The sequence below is a fragment of the Sphingobium sp. RC1 genome, assembly GCF_059738765.1.
The window spans coordinates 796,710-814,732 of record NZ_AP027306.1 but is presented as its reverse complement, the minus strand read 5'-3'; the positions used below and the strand labels follow the sequence as shown (position 1 = coordinate 814,732).

At 60.0% G+C, this 18,023-nt stretch carries 14 protein-coding genes; 9 read left to right on the top strand and 5 right to left on the bottom strand.

Annotation, left to right across the window (positions count from 1 at the left end; all coding sequences use genetic code 11):
• Nucleotides 1-318 precede the first annotated feature (318 nt).
• Nucleotides 319-1,386: a hypothetical protein gene (locus AC6JBC_RS03975; RefSeq protein WP_498025514.1), complete on the bottom strand. Its 1,068-nt coding sequence runs from the start codon at nt 1,384-1,386 to the stop codon at nt 319-321.
• A 344-nt stretch (nt 1,387-1,730) separates the two neighbouring features.
• On the opposite strand from AC6JBC_RS03975, the gene AC6JBC_RS03970 reads away from it, so the two are divergent.
• A complete protein-coding gene (locus AC6JBC_RS03970) occupies nt 1,731-2,555 on the top strand; it encodes a phytanoyl-CoA dioxygenase family protein (protein WP_498025512.1) in 825 nt (274 codons plus the stop codon).
• Between the two features lie 28 nt (nt 2,556-2,583).
• Here AC6JBC_RS03970 and AC6JBC_RS03965 read toward each other — a convergent pair whose 3' ends face one another.
• Nucleotides 2,584-3,060, bottom strand: a complete 477-nt coding sequence (locus AC6JBC_RS03965; protein WP_196224367.1) for an Lrp/AsnC family transcriptional regulator — start codon at nt 3,058-3,060, stop codon at nt 2,584-2,586.
• A 118-nt stretch (nt 3,061-3,178) separates the two neighbouring features.
• On the opposite strand from AC6JBC_RS03965, the gene alr reads away from it, so the two are divergent.
• Nucleotides 3,179-4,309: an alanine racemase gene (gene alr, locus AC6JBC_RS03960; RefSeq protein WP_498025510.1), complete on the top strand. Its 1,131-nt coding sequence runs from the start codon at nt 3,179-3,181 to the stop codon at nt 4,307-4,309.
• Nucleotides 4,306-5,559: a D-amino acid dehydrogenase gene (locus AC6JBC_RS03955; protein WP_498025508.1), complete on the top strand. Its 1,254-nt coding sequence runs from the start codon at nt 4,306-4,308 to the stop codon at nt 5,557-5,559. Before alr ends, AC6JBC_RS03955 begins: the two co-directional genes overlap by 4 nt.
• Before the next feature lie 94 nt (nt 5,560-5,653).
• Here the strand turns inward: AC6JBC_RS03955 and AC6JBC_RS03950 are convergent, their stop codons facing one another.
• A complete protein-coding gene (locus AC6JBC_RS03950) occupies nt 5,654-7,294 on the bottom strand; it encodes an FAD-binding protein (protein ID WP_498025507.1) in 1,641 nt (546 codons plus the stop codon).
• 539 nt (nt 7,295-7,833) lie between these two features.
• Here AC6JBC_RS03950 and AC6JBC_RS03945 point away from each other — a divergent pair.
• The gene (locus AC6JBC_RS03945; protein WP_498025506.1) at nt 7,834-8,139 is read left to right on the top strand and encodes a YdeI/OmpD-associated family protein; all 306 of its coding nucleotides are present in this window, start codon (nt 7,834-7,836) and stop codon (nt 8,137-8,139) included.
• A 61-nt stretch (nt 8,140-8,200) separates the two neighbouring features.
• The gene (gene glpK, locus AC6JBC_RS03940) at nt 8,201-9,712 is read left to right on the top strand and encodes a glycerol kinase GlpK (protein WP_498025505.1); all 1,512 of its coding nucleotides are present in this window, start codon (nt 8,201-8,203) and stop codon (nt 9,710-9,712) included.
• Nucleotides 9,713-9,739: 27 nt separating this feature from the next.
• Here glpK and AC6JBC_RS03935 read toward each other — a convergent pair whose 3' ends face one another.
• Nucleotides 9,740-11,257 (bottom strand): malonate--CoA ligase, encoded by a 1,518-nt coding sequence (locus AC6JBC_RS03935; protein WP_498025504.1) that lies wholly within the window; start codon nt 11,255-11,257, stop codon nt 9,740-9,742.
• Nucleotides 11,258-11,522: 265 nt separating this feature from the next.
• On the opposite strand from AC6JBC_RS03935, the gene madL reads away from it, so the two are divergent.
• From madL to AC6JBC_RS03915, 4 genes are all read left to right on the top strand, one after another.
• Entirely contained in the window at nt 11,523-11,948 is a 426-nt protein-coding gene (madL, locus tag AC6JBC_RS03930) for a malonate transporter subunit MadL (protein WP_498025502.1), read from the top strand.
• A complete protein-coding gene (gene madM, locus AC6JBC_RS03925; protein WP_498025501.1) occupies nt 11,945-12,724 on the top strand; it encodes a malonate transporter subunit MadM in 780 nt (259 codons plus the stop codon). Before madL ends, madM begins: the two co-directional genes overlap by 4 nt.
• A gap of 193 nt (nt 12,725-12,917) precedes the next feature.
• Entirely contained in the window at nt 12,918-13,601 is a 684-nt protein-coding gene (locus tag AC6JBC_RS03920; RefSeq protein WP_498025499.1) for a response regulator transcription factor, read from the top strand.
• An 11-nt stretch (nt 13,602-13,612) separates the two neighbouring features.
• Nucleotides 13,613-14,935, top strand: coding sequence for a HAMP domain-containing sensor histidine kinase (locus AC6JBC_RS03915; protein WP_498025497.1), 1,323 nt, complete (start codon nt 13,613-13,615; stop codon nt 14,933-14,935).
• A gap of 55 nt (nt 14,936-14,990) precedes the next feature.
• Here the strand turns inward: AC6JBC_RS03915 and AC6JBC_RS03910 are convergent, their stop codons facing one another.
• A complete protein-coding gene (locus AC6JBC_RS03910) occupies nt 14,991-17,525 on the bottom strand; it encodes a TonB-dependent receptor (protein ID WP_498025496.1) in 2,535 nt (844 codons plus the stop codon).
• Nucleotides 17,526-18,023 lie beyond the last annotated feature (498 nt).

Below are 18,023 nucleotides of genomic sequence, written 5' to 3'. Positions count from 1 at the left end.
ATGCCCCTTTCATGTGGGACATCGCGGTCCCCGGCACAGTTACCGGTTCCGATCGGCGATTGGGTTTTCATATTCGTTCAGTCAGCAACTTCGCCGACTGCGGACCTCTACATTCGCCACCTACGATAGTTGACGTATTTCAACCATTGTCAAGATGAATTTATTTGCACATGCTGCTGTTTTATAAGTTGCCGCCTATTCGGAAAAGCGGCGATACTATAATCCGCGCCGAGCGCTCTTTCGCGTTCCCTAAAAGGCAAATGGCGGGCCGCAGAGGCCCGCCATTCACTTCACCTTGCAATGTACCGAATTCAGCTATCAAGCTGCGAGCGGCGCCTCGTCCATGTCAGCTGGAATGTTCGCCGGACCGTTCACGGCGAACACCTGGCTGAGCATGCCGATGAACGCGCGATCGGTCAGCGGATCGGTCGGCGTTTCGAACTGAGCGCCACGGCTGCGGGCTTCGTCCATCAGCATGTTCAAAGCCTGGTCGTGCGTGATGTCGTCCGTGTGGTCGAACGTCCGCTTCAGGTCGGCCATGTCCATGAACACTCGCGCGCCCCAGTGAACCAACAGGCGCACTTCATCTGCCGGCAGCTGCTGATTGACCACGCCGTTGGTCTCGATCCGCCAACCGCCTTCGACCGTCGGATCGGGTGCCATCACGCTGCTGATATCCAGACCTTCGGAACGACGCATCGCAAGCGGGCCGGTCGCCTGAGCATGGTGGAACATCATTTCGTTCTCGGCAACGACCGCGCGACCCCACATAGGCGCGGTGATCTGCTTGGGCTCCCCACGCGGACCATCCGGCCAATAGTTGAATCCGCCGCCGATATTGCCCTTATAATACCAGCCGGTGACCTGCATCTTCTTGCTCCGCCACTGCTCGAACAGGCGCGATTTAGCCATAATCAGCAGCAGCCAGATCGGCGTGTTTTCCATGGTCATGCCACGGAACACGGTGCCATCGAGATGCGGCGGTCCACCGATAAGGGTCGGCCCCTGAATGTTGATCAGAAACGTCTCTGGTTCAGCATATTTCGCGCCCCAATATTCGCGCGACATCTCCAGGAACCGGGAGTTATAGTAGCAATCGTTCAGTTCGGGATAGAAGCATACACCCTGACGGGCAATGTACCCACGGAACGTTCCGCTGCCTTGCAGGATCATGTCCCAGGTGAGGGTCATGCCTTCAGGAATGACGCCGCCCACCGCGGCGACGACTTCTTCGGGAGACTTGAAGTTTTCGGCGAGGATGAGCGGCCATGGGCCATTCTCCCGCACAACCTTGAATATCCGCTGACGCTGATCTTCCGTATAGGCGTTTTCGATCACGTAAGGCGGCGCTACCGGACGGAACTGGTCGGCAAAATCGGTAGTCATCAGGCACTCCATTGATAAACTGGACGTCGTCTCACTCCAATCGCCCGGAAATGCCGTTGGCCCGCTGCGATTCGAGGGGATGCGCTAATCGGATGTTGGACCATAAGTTGACGGTCGTCAACTGTCTTAAAAATTGGAAATATGTAATGTTCGCGCCATTGTTCCGCCTGAGCGGAAATTGGCTGAAAAGGTTGACGATAGTCAACATATATGGGACAAAAATGACGCGGTTGGAAAAGGGCCAGGATTCATGTCAGCCCCGAGAGAGGAAATTTATGGGCCTTCAAACTTTTAGCCCCGATTGCAGCGTTGAAGACATAGTCGCCGCAATAAACCGTGACGGTGTGTGCATCATCAGGGACATGCTCTCTCCCGAAAGATTGAAGGCGCTTCAGGAGGATGTCGCGCCCTGGATCGAACAGACGGCGAATGGGCGGGACGAATGGGCTGGGCGCAAGACGAAGCGCACAGGCGGGTTGATCGCGCGTTGCCCATCGGTGCGTGAAATCGCTATTGAACCCCTCATTCTGGGCGCTGCCAACGCCACACTGCGCCCCTATTGCTCGAAGATTCAGCTCAACATCACCCAACTTATCACGATCATGCCCGGTCAGGATGCGCAGCCGCTCCACCGCGACCGCTTCGTATGGGGCGGCGATGACAGCGGAGGCGTCATTCCTGAAGGCATCGAACCCCAATGCAATGGCATTTGGGCCGTCGAGGACTTCACCGAGGAAAATGGCGCCACGCATGTCGTGCCGGGCAGTCACAAATGGCCGTTCACCCGTCAGGCCCGCCGCGACGAAAGCGTACAGGCGGTGATGAAAGCGGGCTCCGTGCTACTTTATAACGGCACCGTCATTCACAGCGGCGGCGAAAACCGCAGCACCGCCGCGCGCAAGGCCCTGAACGTCACTTATACGCTCGGCTGGCTGCGGCAGGAAGAAAATCAATATCTCTCCTGCCCGCCAGAAATCGCCCGCCATTTCGACCAGCAGCTCACAGACCTGATCGGTTACAGCTTCGGCAACTATGCACTGGGTTTTTACACTGATCCGCTCAAAACCGGGCAGCATAGCGATATCATGCCCCCGGAAGCGGCACTTGGCCGGTTCCCCGTCGAAATCCCCAAAATGATACAAACGGATGCCGTCGCGGAGCCAGGCTGACCGATGTGCCTCCGGGGAACGCCCTGCCCTATCGGCCCCTCGGCCCCGCCGATCGCGGGCTCAGCGCATCGCGCATCGCGACGCTTGAGTTGATGCGCGCCACGCCCGGCATCCGGGACAGGATTTCGCTATGGATGATCTCATAAGCAGCAACGCTTTCCGTTTCGACGCGCAGCCAATAATCCGTCCCGCCCGTCATCAGGAAGCATTCGCGGATTTCCGGACATTGCCTGACGGCATGTTCAAAACGTGCCAGATAATCTTCGGTCTGCCTGTCGAGCGTTACCTGCACCAAAATGTTCACGCTATTCTCACCGACCCGCAGAGGGCTGGTCAGCACCGTATAACCGCGAATGACTCCCGCATCTTCCAACAGCTTGATCCGGCGGTGACAGCTTGACGGCGACAGCCCGACTTCCTCGGCAATCTCGGAATTGGGGCGTCTTGCATTTAGTCTTAGCAAGCGCAGGATCGCACGGTCGGTCTGATCCAGTCCCACGGCCATTTCGTCCAATTCCTTCGCACATTCTCTCAATAATATCGACATTGTAGAACATACTTCGTCACTTTGGGAGAAAAAGGCGCAAATCCACCTTTAGAAAATGCATGAGGGGGATCGCTAAATGAGATCGCTGGATTGCGCAGGCGCGGTGCTACGCATCGACTTGGACGCCCTTGTGGAAAATTACGGCATCATCGCACGCCGCGTGGCACCTGCGGAGGTGGCTGGCGTCGTCAAGGCTGATGCCTATGGCACTGGCGCTTCCGCGGTAGCATCTGCCTTGCTGGACGCAGGTTGTCGCCGCTTCTTCGTGGCGCAACTGAACGAGGCCCTGGCGCTCAAGCCTGACCTCCCCGGCCCGGTCCAGCTTTTCGTGCTCAACGGCCTTCAGCCCGGAGCCGAACGGCAGTGCCGGGACGCAGGCGCGACGCCCGTTCTCAATTCCCTTGATCAGATCAGGCGCTGGTCCAGCCTCGCACAGGCGGTAGGCCGCACCCTCCCCGCAGCGCTTCAGATCGACAGTGGCATGTCACGGCTCGGCCTTTCTACGGAAGAAGCGAAGGCGATCCTTGCTGACCGATCGCTCCTGAACGGCATCGACCTTGTGCTCATCATGAGTCACCTCGCCTGCGCCGACGACCCGTCTTCCACCTTCAATGACAAGCAGGTCGTGGCCTTCAACGATTTTGCCCGCAACTTCCCCGATGTGCCTCGTTCGCTGGACAATAGCGGCGGCAGTTTTCTGGACCATTACCATTATGAGGTCGTGCGCGCCGGAATCGCGCTTTACGGCGGGGCGCCGCAGAACGGGCTCAATCCCATGCGCCCGGTCGTCTCGCTGGAAGCACGGATCGCGCAGCTACGCACGGTCGCTCCCGGAACAGGCGTCGGATATGGCCTCTCCCACACGGCAGAGCGCGTATCGCACATCGCAACCATTCCTGTCGGCTACGCGGACGGCTGGCCACGCCACCTCAGCAACCGTGGCGCAGCCTTCATCGGCAATATCAGGGTGCCGATCGTCGGCAGGGTGTCGATGGACAGCATCACGCTCGACGTGACGGACGTTCCCGACATGCTGCTCTATCCCGGCGCGCCAGTCGAACTGCTCGGCCCACACCAGTCGATAGACGATGTCGCTGCCGATGCGGGCACCATTTCCTACGAAATCCTCACCCAGCTCGGCCACCGATACGCCCGTGAATATCACGCCGCGCAGGCCATCGAGCAAAAGCGGAGTATGACAGCATGAAGGTCGCCATTCTGGGCAGCGGGGTCATCGGCGTAACTTCCGCCTGGTATCTCGCCAAGGCGGGCCATGAAGTCGTCGTGATCGACCGGCAGTCCGGCCCCGCGTTGGAAACCAGCTTCGGCAACGCCGGAGAGATTTCGCCGGGCTATGCTTCCCCCTGGGCCGCGCCGGGCATACCGATGAAGGCGCTGCGTTGGCTTTTCATGCAGCATGCGCCGCTCATCCTTCGCCCGACATTCGACGCCGCCATGTGGCGCTGGATGGTGGCCATGCTCGGCAACTGCACGGAAAAAGCCTATGCGGTGAACAAGAGCCGCATGGTGCGCCTGGCCGAGTTCAGCCGCGATCAGCTCATCGCGCTCCGCCACGAAACGGGCATTGCCTATGATGAGCGGACACAGGGCACGCTCCAGCTGTTTCGGGAAAAGAAGCAAATGGATGGCATCGGCAAGGATGTAGCCGTGCTGAAGGCCGATGGCGTTCCCTTCGAAATACTCGACCGGGCAGGCTGCATCGCGGCCGAACCGGGCCTTGCGAACAGCCAATCGTCGATCGTGGGCGGCCTGCGCCTGCCCAATGACGAAACCGGCGACTGCTTCAAATTCACCAACGCTCTTGCCGTCATGGCAAAAGAGGCGGGCGTCACCTTCTTGCACGATCACAAGATCGAACGGCTCGTTATGGACAAGGGCGCGATCGATCATGTCGAAACCGACAAGGGACCGATCAAGGCGGATGCGTTCATCGTCGCGCTGGGCAGCTATTCCCCGCTGCTGGTGGCACCGCTTGGGATCAAGCTGCCGGTCTATCCGGTAAAGGGCTATTCGATAACCGTTCCCATCACTGATGCGGAACGTGCGCCTGTTTCCACATTGCTGGATGAAAGCTTCAAGGTCGCGATCACCCGGCTTGGCGACCGCATCCGGGTTGGGGGAATGGCCGAGCTTTCAGGCTTCTCGACAAACCTGCCCGACAAGCGTCGCGACACGCTGGAATATTCGGTTGAGTCCCTATTCCCGGCGTCCGGCAATCTTGGCGACGCCAGCTTCTGGTCGGGCCTGCGTCCCATGACGCCAGATGGCACACCCGTCATCGGCCCTACGCATATACCGAACCTCTATCTCAACACTGGCCACGGCACGCTTGGTTGGACCATGGCCTGTGGGTCCGGACATGTGATCGCGGACATTATTTCCAACCGGAAACCGGCAATCGAAACCGCCGATCTTTCCATAGCGCGATATCGCTAACGTCCGCGCGAGCATAGGACATGGCGCCGTCGTCTCGCGCATCTACGCGACGACGGCGCCCATTGCCCTAAAGATCGCTGGCCCGGCCCAATCTTTACGCAGACGCCGCTGCGCTGTGTTGACCCGCAATCCAGGCGAATACCATAGCCGGACCTAACGTCGCGCCCGCGCCGGGATAGGTCCTGCCCATAACCGGGGCCGCGCAGTTGCCTGCCGCGTAAAGCCCTTCGATAACACTGCCGTCCGCGCGCAGCACCCGCGCATGTTCGTCGGCCATCAGTCCCCCCTTGGTGCTCAGGTCACCGGGATAAAAGCGCGTTGCGTAAAATGGCGCCTTATCGATGGGGCCGAAGGACGGGTTCGGCTGATTGCCGGGATCGCCATAATATTGGTCGTACACATTATCGCCACGACCGAAATCCTCATCGACGCCGGTTTTAGCCATGGCGTTCACGCGCTCGACCGTCCGGTTGAGGCCCGCCGCATCGATCCCGATTTTCGCGGCAAGCTGGTCAAGCGTTGGCGCCTTGATGAAGAAGCCGTTTTTCACCAGTTCTCCGTTCATCCCCGGCGGGGTGTCCCCGAAGAAATAGCGGCTGCGATAGCGGGCATCGAAGATCAGCCAGCTCGGCACCGCTCCCACGGTCTTGTCACGGTCCAGCATGGCCCGCCCGGCGTTGACATAGGACGCCGCCTCATTCGTGTAGCGCTGCCCCGAAGAATCGACGATGATCGATCCGGGCAAGGTGCGTTCCCAGATGCCGACATTGATGGTGCCATTCGGCAGGATCGACACGGGATACCATGTGGCAGCGTCCATCAGGGCGAGTTCTGCGCCGACCTCAGCGCCGATCTGGTGCGCATCGCCGGTATCGCCGGGGCTGGCCGGGCTCCATTCGCCGCCGACCTCCTGAAACTGCTTGCGATACTGGCTGTTCTTCGCAAACCCGCCGGTGGTCAGCAGCACGCCGCGCGGCGCCATGATCCGCCGTTCGGCTTCCCCCTCGCCGATCACGACGCCCACCACTTTATCGCCGTCCTGGATCAGCGACTTGAGCGGGCTGTCGAGAAGGACGGGTATGCCCAGGCGCTGAACGATGACCATCAGCTGCCCCATCAACGTCCCACCCAGGCACAACGGTTCGCGCCCACGTACGCGCCAGGCGGCCGTGCGCGCGATGATACCCATGAACCTGGAGAACGCCTTTAACGACCGCAACATCACCGGTATCACGGGCGCGTCGTCGGTGCCCATTACCATCGATGGCATTTCCGATTTGCGCATCGTCTTGAGCCAGTCGCCCAGCTTTTTACCGTCGAAGTTCACACCCTCCAGCGTCCGGCCCACGCGCGCGCCCGGCTGATCCTGATGATAGTCGGGGTATCTTGGTGCCCGGACCCAACCAAGGCCCTGCTGTTCCAGTGCCAGCACCATCTGCGGACCAACATTCAAATAGGCGACCTTGCGTGCCTTGCTGCTCGCCGGGCCGACATCCCCGATGGTCGCTTCCATATAGGTCAGCGCGGCCTCGAAACTGTCTTCCACCCCGTCCCGCTGCATCAGCGGATTGTTGGGTATCCAGACCCCGCCGCCAGAAAGCGCGCTCGTCCCGCCCCAACATTCGGTTTTCTCGATGACCAGCGGATTGAGGCCGTTCAACTTGGCGGCAATCGCGCCGACCAGGCCACCCGCCCCACTTCCCACGACAATGAAATCAGCCTGATAATCGCGCAACGCTTTACCCCTGCTTGTGAATCCGCGAAAGATTTCGCTGCATAGCGCTCCTTCCCGGAAGTCCGCCTCTATAGCCATCTGATTAGGCAAAGGAAGCGGCCCAGTGACAACAAAGTTTTGCTGCGCCGCATCGTGCTCAAGGCTGTAGTCACCTAAGGCCCCAAGTCTTGAAGGAACGGTACGCACCATTATCTGGTTTAAACGCCTTCCGAACTATGACCAGCGTCGTGAATTCGGTATCCAGACGCGGGTTTCCTTCTAGTCGGATCGCTGTCGCCGTGGAATGACCATGCGTGACAACCTTGCTCTGATCCCTTCATCACCTTGATGGAATGGGATCAGAGGATAGTTCGCCTTCAAGAGAGGAAAGAAGGCCAGGGCGGTCGCTGCGAGCTCCCATCCGGGGTGGCTCATCATCCACCAGGTCCCGGAGGGCCAGAAGCTGCATAAGCTGAACGCAACCGTCCCAACTTGTGGGCACGCCCAGCGTTGCGAAAAGGGAATTCTGGCGCTAGCCATATGTCCCGGAGGTTTTCGTAGTGAACGCGTTTCTACACGGCACTGTCCACGAAGCAGACGAAGACCTTCAGGCTGCCTTGCGATCAGATGCTAATATCCTGGCGCTGTGGGAAAGCCTTACGCCGCTTGGCAGGAATGAATTCATCTGCTGGGTGAATGACGCGAAGCAATCAAAGACCCGACAGCGCCGCATTGAACGAACCCGCGAGGAACTGTTGGAGGGCAAGAGGCGTCCGTGCTGCTGGGCTGGCTGCATCCATCGCTTGGACAAGGCGCCGGGGCGATGGCAGCAGGCAGTCTTGATCGAGCAGCAGCGTAAGTCGTGAGCCTCAACATCGCCCCGCGCGACAAGGCACAAGGCCTGAACCGCAAACGCGGAGGGGAAGAATGAAGGCGGTGCTCGCGATCGATCAGGGGACCACATCCACCCGATCGCTGCTGATCGATGAAACAGCCACCGTGCGAAGCGCCGCGCAGATTGATTTAAAACAATATTATCCGGCCGACGGATGGGTCGAACATGATCCCGAAGCGATATGGCGCGACGTCGTGGCGACCGCGCGTAAGGCGTTGGACGAGGCGCATCGCACGGGGCTGGATGTCGCCGCCATCGGGATCGCCAACCAGCGCGAAACCTGCATATTGTGGGACCGTGAAAGCGGACAGCCCATCCATCCGGCCATTGTCTGGCAGGACAGGCGCGGCGCGGATCTTTGCAGCCGGTTCATCGCGGATGGATACGAACCTGACGTCACGAGCCGCACCGGCCTTCTGCTCGATTCCTATTTTACGGCCAGCAAGCTTGCCTGGCTGTTCGAAACAATCCCCGGCGCTCGCGATCGCGCCGAACAGGGGCAACTGGCCTTCGGCACCATCGACTCTTTCCTGCTATGGCGCCTGACAGCGGGAAAAGTGCACGCGACCGACGCAACCAACGCCAGCCGCACCTTGCTGTTCGACATTGCCCGGATGGCATGGTGCCCGGACCTGTGCCGAATGTTCAGCATCCCGATGCAGATATTGCCTGAAGTGCGTGAGAATGACTGCCTCTTCGGGACATCGGACAAGAATATTCTGGGTGTGTCGCTGCCCATCGCGGGAATGGTTGGGGATCAACAGGCCGCATTGATCGGCCAGGGGTGCCTGAACAGAGGCGGCGCAAAGGTCACGCTGGGAACGGGCGGGTTCGCGATGCTCAACACAGGCGGGCAGATTTGCCGGTCGAAGCACCGGATGCTGTCCACTGTCGCATGCTATTCCAATGGAAACGTCAGCTACGCGATCGAAGGGGCATTCTTCGTTGCGGGCGCAGCCGTCAGATGGACGCGGGACAAGCTAGGCCTGGTCGCCACGGCCGCCGAGACCGAATCCATGGCGCGGTCCTTGCCCGATAATGGCGGCGTCTATCTGGTCCCCGCCTTTGTCGGCTTGGGCGCTCCGCACTGGAACCCACATGTAAGGGCCATGCTGACGGGAATGACCTTCGCCACGGGTTCTGAACATATCGTGCGCGCGGCGCTGGAATGCGTCGCTTACCAATGCGCGGACTTGCTGAACGCCATGGCGCTCGACAGCGAGGTCCAGCCTGATGAGCTCAAAGTGGATGGCGGAATGGTAGCCAACGACTGGTTGTGCCAATTCCTCGCCGACATAGTTGATCTCACGATCATCAGGCCCGCCAACATCGAAACCACGGCACTGGGCGCCGCCTTCCTTGCCGGATCGGTGACGGGGGTCTGGACGGCACTCCCCGAAGCTGTGTCGCGGGTGAGGCCCGACCGGCGGTTTAGCCCAACACTACCCGCTGTCCAGAGGGAGCGCTTCATCAAGGGTTGGCGCGGTGCGGTTGACCAGGCTCTGAACGCTTCATCCCCGGAACGCCCCTCCTCTCAGCAATAACAGGACATTTGAGGAACCTTTAACCCTTCAACTCGCCTTGAAGCTATCGTGATAGGTTTCCCGTAGTACCGTCTTCTGGACCTTACCCATCGTATTCTTGGGCAATTCTTGCACGAACACGAACCTTTTCGGCTGCTTGAAGCGTGCGATCCTGTCCGCCAGTGCTGCAGCGATGGCCGATTGGTCGGTGAAGGACGGATCGCGCGCGACTATCGCGGCGACGACACCCTCGCCCAGGTCAGGATGCGGCACGCCCACGACCGCCGATTCATGGACTTGCTCCAGTTCGTCCAACGCGGCTTCGACTTCGGCCGGATAGATGTTGTACCCGCCAGAAATGATCAGGTCCTTGGCGCGCCCTACTATGGAGACATAGCCTTGCTGATCGATCAATCCCAGATCGCCTGACATGAAATAGCCGTCGCGAAATTCGGCGGCGGTCTTTTCTGGCATGCGCCAATATCCCTGGAACACATTGGGACCGGCGATTTCGATCATCCCGACATCGCCCTGTTTCAGCACCTGGCCAGTTTCGGGGTCCGTGATGCGGATCGAAATTCCCGGCAGCGGCAGGCCCACGGTCCCCGCGATGCGTTCGCCGTCATAGGGGTTGGACGCGTTCATGTTCGTCTCTGTCATACCATAGCGTTCCAGAATGGCGTGACCGGAGCGTTCCAGAAATTCGCGGTGAATGTCGGCGGAAAGGGGCGCCGATCCCGACACGAACAAACGCATATGCTGCACGAGCGCCCGGTCGAAGCGTGGATCGCCGAGCAGGCGTATGTAGAAGGTGGGCACGCCCATCATGGTCGTCGCTGCCGGAAGCGATCGCAACACCGCCTCCAGATCGAAGCGTGGATGAAAAATCATCGACGCGCCCGATGCGAGCACGACATTGGTCGCCACGAACAGCCCGTGGGTATGAAAGATCGGAAGCGCGTGAAGCAGAACGTCATCCGCCGTATAGCGCCAATAATCCCGCAACGTCATCGCATTGGACGCCAGATTGGCGTGGCTTATCATCGCGCCCTTCGACCGGCCTGTGGTGCCGGACGTATAGAGGATGGCGGCAAGATCGCTATCGTCCCGGTCGATTGTCGCAAATCGGTTGGGACTTTCCCGTGCCAGGTCGGCTAGGCTGCCGTCGCCGTCGCTGCCCATGGTTTCCACGCAGCCAACCCCGGCCTCGCTCGCAAGGCCGGCAATCGCGGCCCGGTTCATTGGATCGCAGACGAACAGCGCCGGGGCGGCATCACGCATGAAATAGTCGAGCTCGCCGGCCGTATAGGCCGTATTGAGGGGCAGGAAGATAGCTCCCGTCCGCAAGCAACCCAGATAGAGCATGAGCATGTCGATGCTCTTTTCGGCCTGCACCGCAACCCTGTCTCCGACCTTCACTCCCAGCTGGCCGATGGCGTTGGCGAAGGCGGCCGAACGCTCCTCGACATCCTCGTAACTGATGACCGTTCCATCCAGCATATGGGCGAACGGACGACGGCGGTCCTCCGGGAAGCAGGCTTGGAGGCTGGTGTAAAGATTGGTCATGTCAGGCAGCTTTCACAGAGGCTCGGCAAAGATGAGCCCGAACGTTTCCCGAGAATGTGATGAACATCGGCGTATGTGTCACACCGCCAGATTTTCCCACGCTTCGTACCAAGGATTGCGGATTTCGAAGGTCGTGCATACACGATGATTGAACAGCCGCAATATGAGATGTGATCGGCGGAATGGGGGAACGGACCATGCATGGGATATATGGGGGAAAGCCCTTTTTCGCTGAACTGCCGCACATTGCTTCAGTGGTGACGCAGTGACTATCTCGGGCGTTGCGCTTCTCGCAATCTGCACGCTGGTGGGTGCGTTCTGCGGAGACCTCCTTGGCGCCCTGCTGGGCGTGAAAGCCAATGTGGGGGGCGTCGGCATCGCCATGATCATGCTCATCGCCGCCCGATTATGGCTGGCGCGGCGCGGAGCCATGAACAGGGGCGTGATGCTTGGCGTCGAATTCTGGGGCACCCTTTATATCCCCATCGTTGTGGCGATGGCGGCCAACCAGAACGTGGTCGCCGCCGTCAAATCGGGGCCGCTGGTCGCCATCGCCGCCATCCTTGAGGTGGCTGTCTGCTTTGCCGCGGTGGCCATCATCGGCAGAATGGACCAGGACGCCGAAACAATGGACGAGATCGAGGCGCGCGAGGCAGCGGCGAAGGCTCTCGCGTCGAGTGCCGTCGCATGACGTCCTTATCCGCCATCATCGATCATGTGGCCGATGCCAATAGCCTGATTGTCGCCTTCGCTCTGGTCGGGCTGGTGATGTGGTTGTCCGGCTGGATATCGCGCTATCTGACGGGCGGCCGGATCCATGGATCGGCGATCGCGATCATCATCGGGCTTGCGCTGGCTTTCGTCGGCGGTATCGCCACGGGCGGCAAGAGCGGACTGTCGGACATTCCGATGCTCTCGGGCATCGGCATCATGGGTGGCGCAATGCTCCGCGATTTCGCGATCGTCGCGACCGCTTTTGAAGTCGATGTGGCAAAGGCGCGGCAGGCCGGACTGATCGGGGCGGTCGCCCTGACGCTCGGCACGGTACTGCCCTTCATCGTGGGCCTCGCGGTGGCTTATTCCTATGGCTTTACCGATCCCGTTTCACTGACGACGATCGGCGCAGGCGCGGTTACCTACATCGTCGGACCAGTGACCGGCGCCGCCTTGGGGGCCAGTTCGTCGGTCATCGCCTTGTCGATCGCGACGGGTGTCTTCAAAGCTGTGCTGGTGATGATCGGCACGCCCTTCGTCGCCAAGACGATCGGCCTCAACAACCCGCGCAGCGCCATGGTATTCGGCGGACTGATGGGCACGGTCAGCGGCGTGTCGGGCGGGCTGGCGGCGACCGATCGTCGGCTCGTGCCTTATGGAGCATTGACGGCCACATTCCACACCGGGCTCGGTTGTCTGGTGGTGCCCTCGGTCTTCTTTCTCGTCGTCCGCACGTTGATGGGCGCGCCATGAGGCTCGGCTCGCATGGCCAATCGGCCAGGACTCCCTGACCTCTTCTCTCGCAAAAGCTTCATCTGACGCCGAGGCAGGGGATACGCACGCCGATGGTCCAGCGTCGGCTCAACGTCCTGCTCGATTGTCATCGATTTGAAACTCGATCGTCATAGGGAAGACCCATGCAGGGCTTCACTGTCGGGACCGACCATTGTCTCTGAACCTATTGATTGTCGAGGATGACGAGGAACTTGCGACGCAGTTGCTTGAGCAACTCAGCGTGTTCGGCCATGACTCCACAATTGTCGGAGACGGTCGATGCGCCAACCAGATGGTGGCCGCGCAGCATTTCGACGCTATCATCCTTGATCGGATATTGCCGATGATCGACGGCGTGACACTGCTCAAAGGATTGCGCGAACATAATATTCTGACCCCCGTCATCATGATGACGGCGCTCGGCCAATCACGGCAAAAGGTGGAGGGGCTGGAGAACGGGGCTGACGATTATGTCGTGAAGCCGGTCGATCCGGCCGAATTGAACGCCAGGCTCAACGCGCTGGTGCGAGCAAGGGAATGGACGGACAAGGGCGCCAACGAAACGCTGCGCGCGGGCGATCTCGTGGTCAGCCCCTCCCGCCACAGCGCCTGGCGCGATGGGCAGGCGCTGCGGTTACAGAAGACCGAATTCAAGGTGCTGGTGGAATTGGTCCGTCATGCGGGTACGCCTGTTACCCGCGCCATGATGCTGGAACGGGTCTGGAATTATGATTTCGAACCGGCCACCAATCTGGTTGAAGCCCATATTCGCCGCCTGCGCATCAAGTTGATGGAATTTGGCGGTGACGATCCTATCGTGACTATTCGCGGACTGGGTTATATGATCCCGGGGTGATTTCCCGGTCCTTGCGTACACTGACGCTCGTCTTTCTGTTCTTCTTTGTCCTCGCCACGTTGACCACGGGCTTTGGCATCTACTTCGCGACGCTGCGAACCATCGACCATATGGTGGTGCAGCGCATCACAGGCATGAGCGAAACTTTGGCGCCCGAGGGCGGAGGGCTGACCGTCAGCGGGATCAGCCGCCGCATCCGCATCGCGGCACATGACCGCGACACCGCCGATCTTGGCTTCATCCTGATAGAAAATGGACGGCAGATCGCAGGCAATGTGCGTGTGTCCCGGCCCCTGCCCCTCGGCATCTCCAATGTCGATCTGGCGGACGATATCAAGGGTCTTTCCCACGGCCGCGTCATAGTCCGGGATTTGGGCGGCGGACTGAAGCTGGCGGTGATCGCCGAAACGGAACCTTTTGATAATTACAACGCGGCCCGCAAGCGCATCTACCTACTGGGCTTCGGCTCGATCATCCTGATCGCGCTGGCGGCGGCGACGACTTTCACGTTGATCATCCGCCAAAGGATCATCGAGATGCGCCGCACCGTCGATGCGATTTTCGAAGGCGACCTGTCGCAGCGTGTGCCCGGAGGCAATTCTCAAACGGCTTTCGGTCAACAGGCGCAGGCTTTCAATCGCATGCTGGATCGCATCAATCATCTGATGGAAGAAATTCGCAACGTCACCAATGGGGTCGCGCACGAATTGCGGACGCCGCTGGCGCGCCTGCGCAACCAGCTGAACCTTATCGCCCATGACCCGAAGGCCGCGCCCGTGCGCGACAGGATTGATGAAGCACAGGCCGAGGCCGACGGATTGCTGAACCTCTTTTCGGCGCTCCTGCGCATCGCCGAAATCGACAGCGGGGCACGGCGCGAGAATTTCGCGGCAATCAACCTTGCCGATCTCGTCGCCGAATGCGTCGAGGCGCTGGATGCCGTGCTGGATGACAGCGGGCATCCGATAGCAGAACTCAACCTGGAGCCTGTCATCGTCCACGGCGACGCCCAGCTATTATCGCAGATGATCGTCAATCTTGTGGAAAACGCGATCCGCCACACCCCGGTGGACTCGGAAATATACATCACCCTCTCCGGCGCGTCGGCTGGCTGGGCAACTCTGATCGTGTCCGACAACGGTCCCGGCATCGCGCCTGCGGATCGCACGAAAGCGCTGGATCGCTTCGGCCGCTTGTCCGGCAGCGGCGACGTCAAGGGGCATGGCTTCGGCCTGCCGCTGGTCGCATCGATCGCGCGGCTGCATGGCGGCTCGATCGAACTGGGCGACGCGCAGCCGGGCCTCCAGGTTTCGATTATTCTGCCAACCGCATAAAAAATGGCGCGCCGCGAAAGGCGGCGCGCCACAACAGGTTGCGAAGATCAGATGATCAGAACTTCACGGACGCTTCGATGCCGAAGGTGCGCGGCGCGTTGAAGTTGCCATAGTCACCCAGCACGTTTTTGATGTCGCCGGTGGTCGTGCTGTTCGTCGGAGCAGCCGGCAGGCTGTTCGACGGATCGCGGCGGAAGACATGCTGCTCGTTGAACAGGTTGCGGCCCCACAGGCTGAGCGTCAGGTTGCGGCCATTGCCGGTCCCGATGTCCGCCAGCGAGATGCGGCCGTTGAAGATCAGCGAGCTGTCATTCTTGGTCGCGAACTGGTCGAAGGCCTGGGTAGCCTGCGAATAGTTGCCGTCGAAGTGGAACTTCAGCTTCGTGTCTTCGCTGCCGATCGGCAGGCTGTAGTCGATCGACCCGCTCGCGGCGTTACGCGGCGTGAACACGATGTAGAAGTTCTGATAGACGCCCGTCGTGTTGATGAACACCGGCGGGATCTTCGTGTAGGTATAGGCGTAGGATGCATTCAGCGTCAGGCCCTCGACCGGGTTCAGCGTCAGGTCCGCCTCGATCCCGCGGATCTTGGTGGTGCCGGGCGCGTTGATCGTGACCAGATTGTTGAAGCTGGTGTTGCCGACAAACTGGATCGAGCTGATGTCGACCTGGCTGTCCTTGCGGTCCATGATGTAACCGGCCAGGTTGAACCGGGCGCGGTTGTTCCAGAAGTCCGACTTCAGGCCGACTTCGTAGGACTTCACATCTTCAGGATCGAACGCCTGATAGTTGGACGTGCGCGAGCTTGCGCCGCCAGCACGATAACCGGTCGCATATTTCGCGTAGACGTGCAGGTCGTTGCTGACATCATAGGCGATCGTCGCCATCGGGTTGAAGCGGTTCCAGCTTGCATCCAGCGGCTGGTAGCCGACGCTGGGAGCGGGCGGGTTGGTGTCGTAATTCACGTTGCGCGAATAATGCAGCACGCCCTTCTTTTCGTCATGCGTGTAACGGCCGCCGACCGTGATGTGCAGGGCGTCGGTCGCGTTCCAGGTCAGCTGGCCATAGGCGGCATAGCTCTTCGACCAGACTTCCGAAGCGCGGTCGATCGAGCAGCCGTCGACAGCCTTGCCAGCGAAGTCCGGGGTCGAACCGGTGCAGAAGGGGATGGTGACGTAATTATAGCCTGTGATCGCGCCAGCCCCGTTGCGGATGGCGACCGCGCCCATGGAGCTGGGGGTTGCGGCATCGTCGCTGACATGTTCGTTGAAGTAGAACAGGCCCGCGACATAGTCGACCGAACCGACCGTGCCGACCGCCTGCAATTCCTGGCTGAATTGGCGCTGGCGCAGGTCGGCAAGGCTGTAGCGGCTGAATGCGCAGGGGGCGGCCGTAGTGCAGCCAGCGGCAGTGCTGCCGAGCGGCGGGTTTACCAGCGGCGGACGGTGTGCGCCGCCCGAATTGTCCCACTGGGTTGCATCGACGCCGCGCCATGCGGTGATTGAACGCAGCTCCAGTTCGTCGCCGAGGTTCCACTTCAGCGTGTTGGTGAAGCCGTGGGTCTTGTCGACGCTAACCTGCTGCGGCACGCCGATGTCGGCCTGACCCATGCGGGTGTCGCCGTTCACAACGACGCCGGGCAGCAGGGACTTGACAGGGCCGCCGGTCAGGTTGGTGTAAGCCGTGCCGGGCAGGGTGCAGGCGGGCTGCGATGCCTGGATGCCGTTGGCGCAATCATTGGGATTATAGTTCAGCAGCTGGCTGTAGAAGGGCGTATTCTCGTCCTTCGCGACGTCATAGGCGAAGTCGTTGGTGATGGTGTCGGTCGGCTGCCAGCGCACGGCGGCGCGCACGCCCTTGCGGTTGTAATAATTCCAGCCGACCTGGCCCGCGAGCGGGTTTTCGGTGGTGGCGTCCTGATGCTGGATCACGCCATCAATCTTGACCGAGAAGCCCGCAACCTTGGGCAGGTCCAGGTGGAAGTCGGCAGTCCGGCTACCATAATTGCCAGCGCCCGCTTCGATCCGGCCGCCCCATTCACCGGTCGGCGCCTTGCTGACGATGCTGAGCGCGCCGCCTTCGGTGTTGCGGCCGAACAGCGTGCCCTGCGGACCCTTGAGCACTTCGACGCGCTCGATGTCGAACAGCGCGGCGTTCAGGCCATGCTGGCGGCCCATATAAACGCCATCGACATAGATGCCGACGCCCTGTTCACGGGCAGGCTGGTTGGCGTCGAGAGGAACGATGCCGCGAATGCCGATGGTGAGCGCCGACTGGCGCGCTTCGAAAGTCGCGACGCGCAACGACGGCACTGCGCCGTCGGCGAAGTCGTACATGCTCTGCACATGCCTGTTTTCCAGCGCCTGCGTATCGACGACCGCCATGGAAATCGGCGTTTCCTGCAAATCGGTTTCCCGCTTGGTGGCGGTGACGACGATGGCGGCCATGCCCTCGCTGTCGGCCGTGTCGGCGGCGGGAGCAGAGGCGGTCGCCTCGGCCGTTGTCGCACTGGCGAGCGCGGGAGCGGAAACAGATCCCAGCAACAACGCACTCATCGAAGTCCGAAGCAGGATAGTGGAAGAGCGACTCATGATTACCCCTTTAAAAATCCATCAAGTGGATGCTTTGCGGGGTCGCCATTAGGAGGCCATCACAACATTTTTGTGACAAACATTGTCATATAAAAACAAATGCGATTTCATATTCGCGTCATTTTAAATATATTTAATGTAAATACTGAGTATTATTGAATAATATATGAATTAATATTTATATTTACGGTATAAAAATCGTATAATTTGCGCATATTATGCATGTAATATTAACAATTAAATTAATATTACGATGAGTATACACTAGAAAGCCGACCATAAGTGGCGTTGGTATCTACTCGATCCGCAGGAGGATTTTGAGAGCGGCCTATGCCTTAGGGCGCCCTTTTATTAAGGAGCAGCCTGATAGCTGGCCTCTTGGCGGCGGCGTCTCCGTAGCCTCATTGCTCCACGTTCAGCGAGTGCATCTTTGCACCATTAAAGCGCGGAATGGCGGGGATTTCGCATATTTTTCAACAATCCCCGCGGAAAAGAAAT

Excerpts from the sequence above, each read along its gene's own strand:
- AC6JBC_RS03935 (WP_498025504.1), bottom strand. The coding sequence starts at position 11,257 with ATGACCAATCTTTACACCAGCCTCCAAGCCTGCTTCCCGGAGGACCGC.
- AC6JBC_RS03955 (WP_498025508.1), top strand. The coding sequence starts at position 4,306 with ATGAAGGTCGCCATTCTGGGCAGCGGGGTCATCGGCGTAACTTCCGCC.
- AC6JBC_RS03965 (WP_196224367.1), bottom strand. The coding sequence starts at position 3,060 with ATGGCCGTGGGACTGGATCAGACCGACCGTGCGATCCTGCGCTTGCTA.
- glpK (WP_498025505.1), top strand. The coding sequence starts at position 8,201 with ATGAAGGCGGTGCTCGCGATCGATCAGGGGACCACATCCACCCGATCG.
- AC6JBC_RS03975 (WP_498025514.1), bottom strand. The coding sequence starts at position 1,386 with ATGACTACCGATTTTGCCGACCAGTTCCGTCCGGTAGCGCCGCCTTAC.
- madM (WP_498025501.1), top strand. The coding sequence starts at position 11,945 with ATGACGTCCTTATCCGCCATCATCGATCATGTGGCCGATGCCAATAGC.
- AC6JBC_RS03910 (WP_498025496.1), bottom strand. The coding sequence starts at position 17,525 with ATGAGTCGCTCTTCCACTATCCTGCTTCGGACTTCGATGAGTGCGTTG.
- alr (WP_498025510.1), top strand. The coding sequence starts at position 3,179 with ATGAGATCGCTGGATTGCGCAGGCGCGGTGCTACGCATCGACTTGGAC.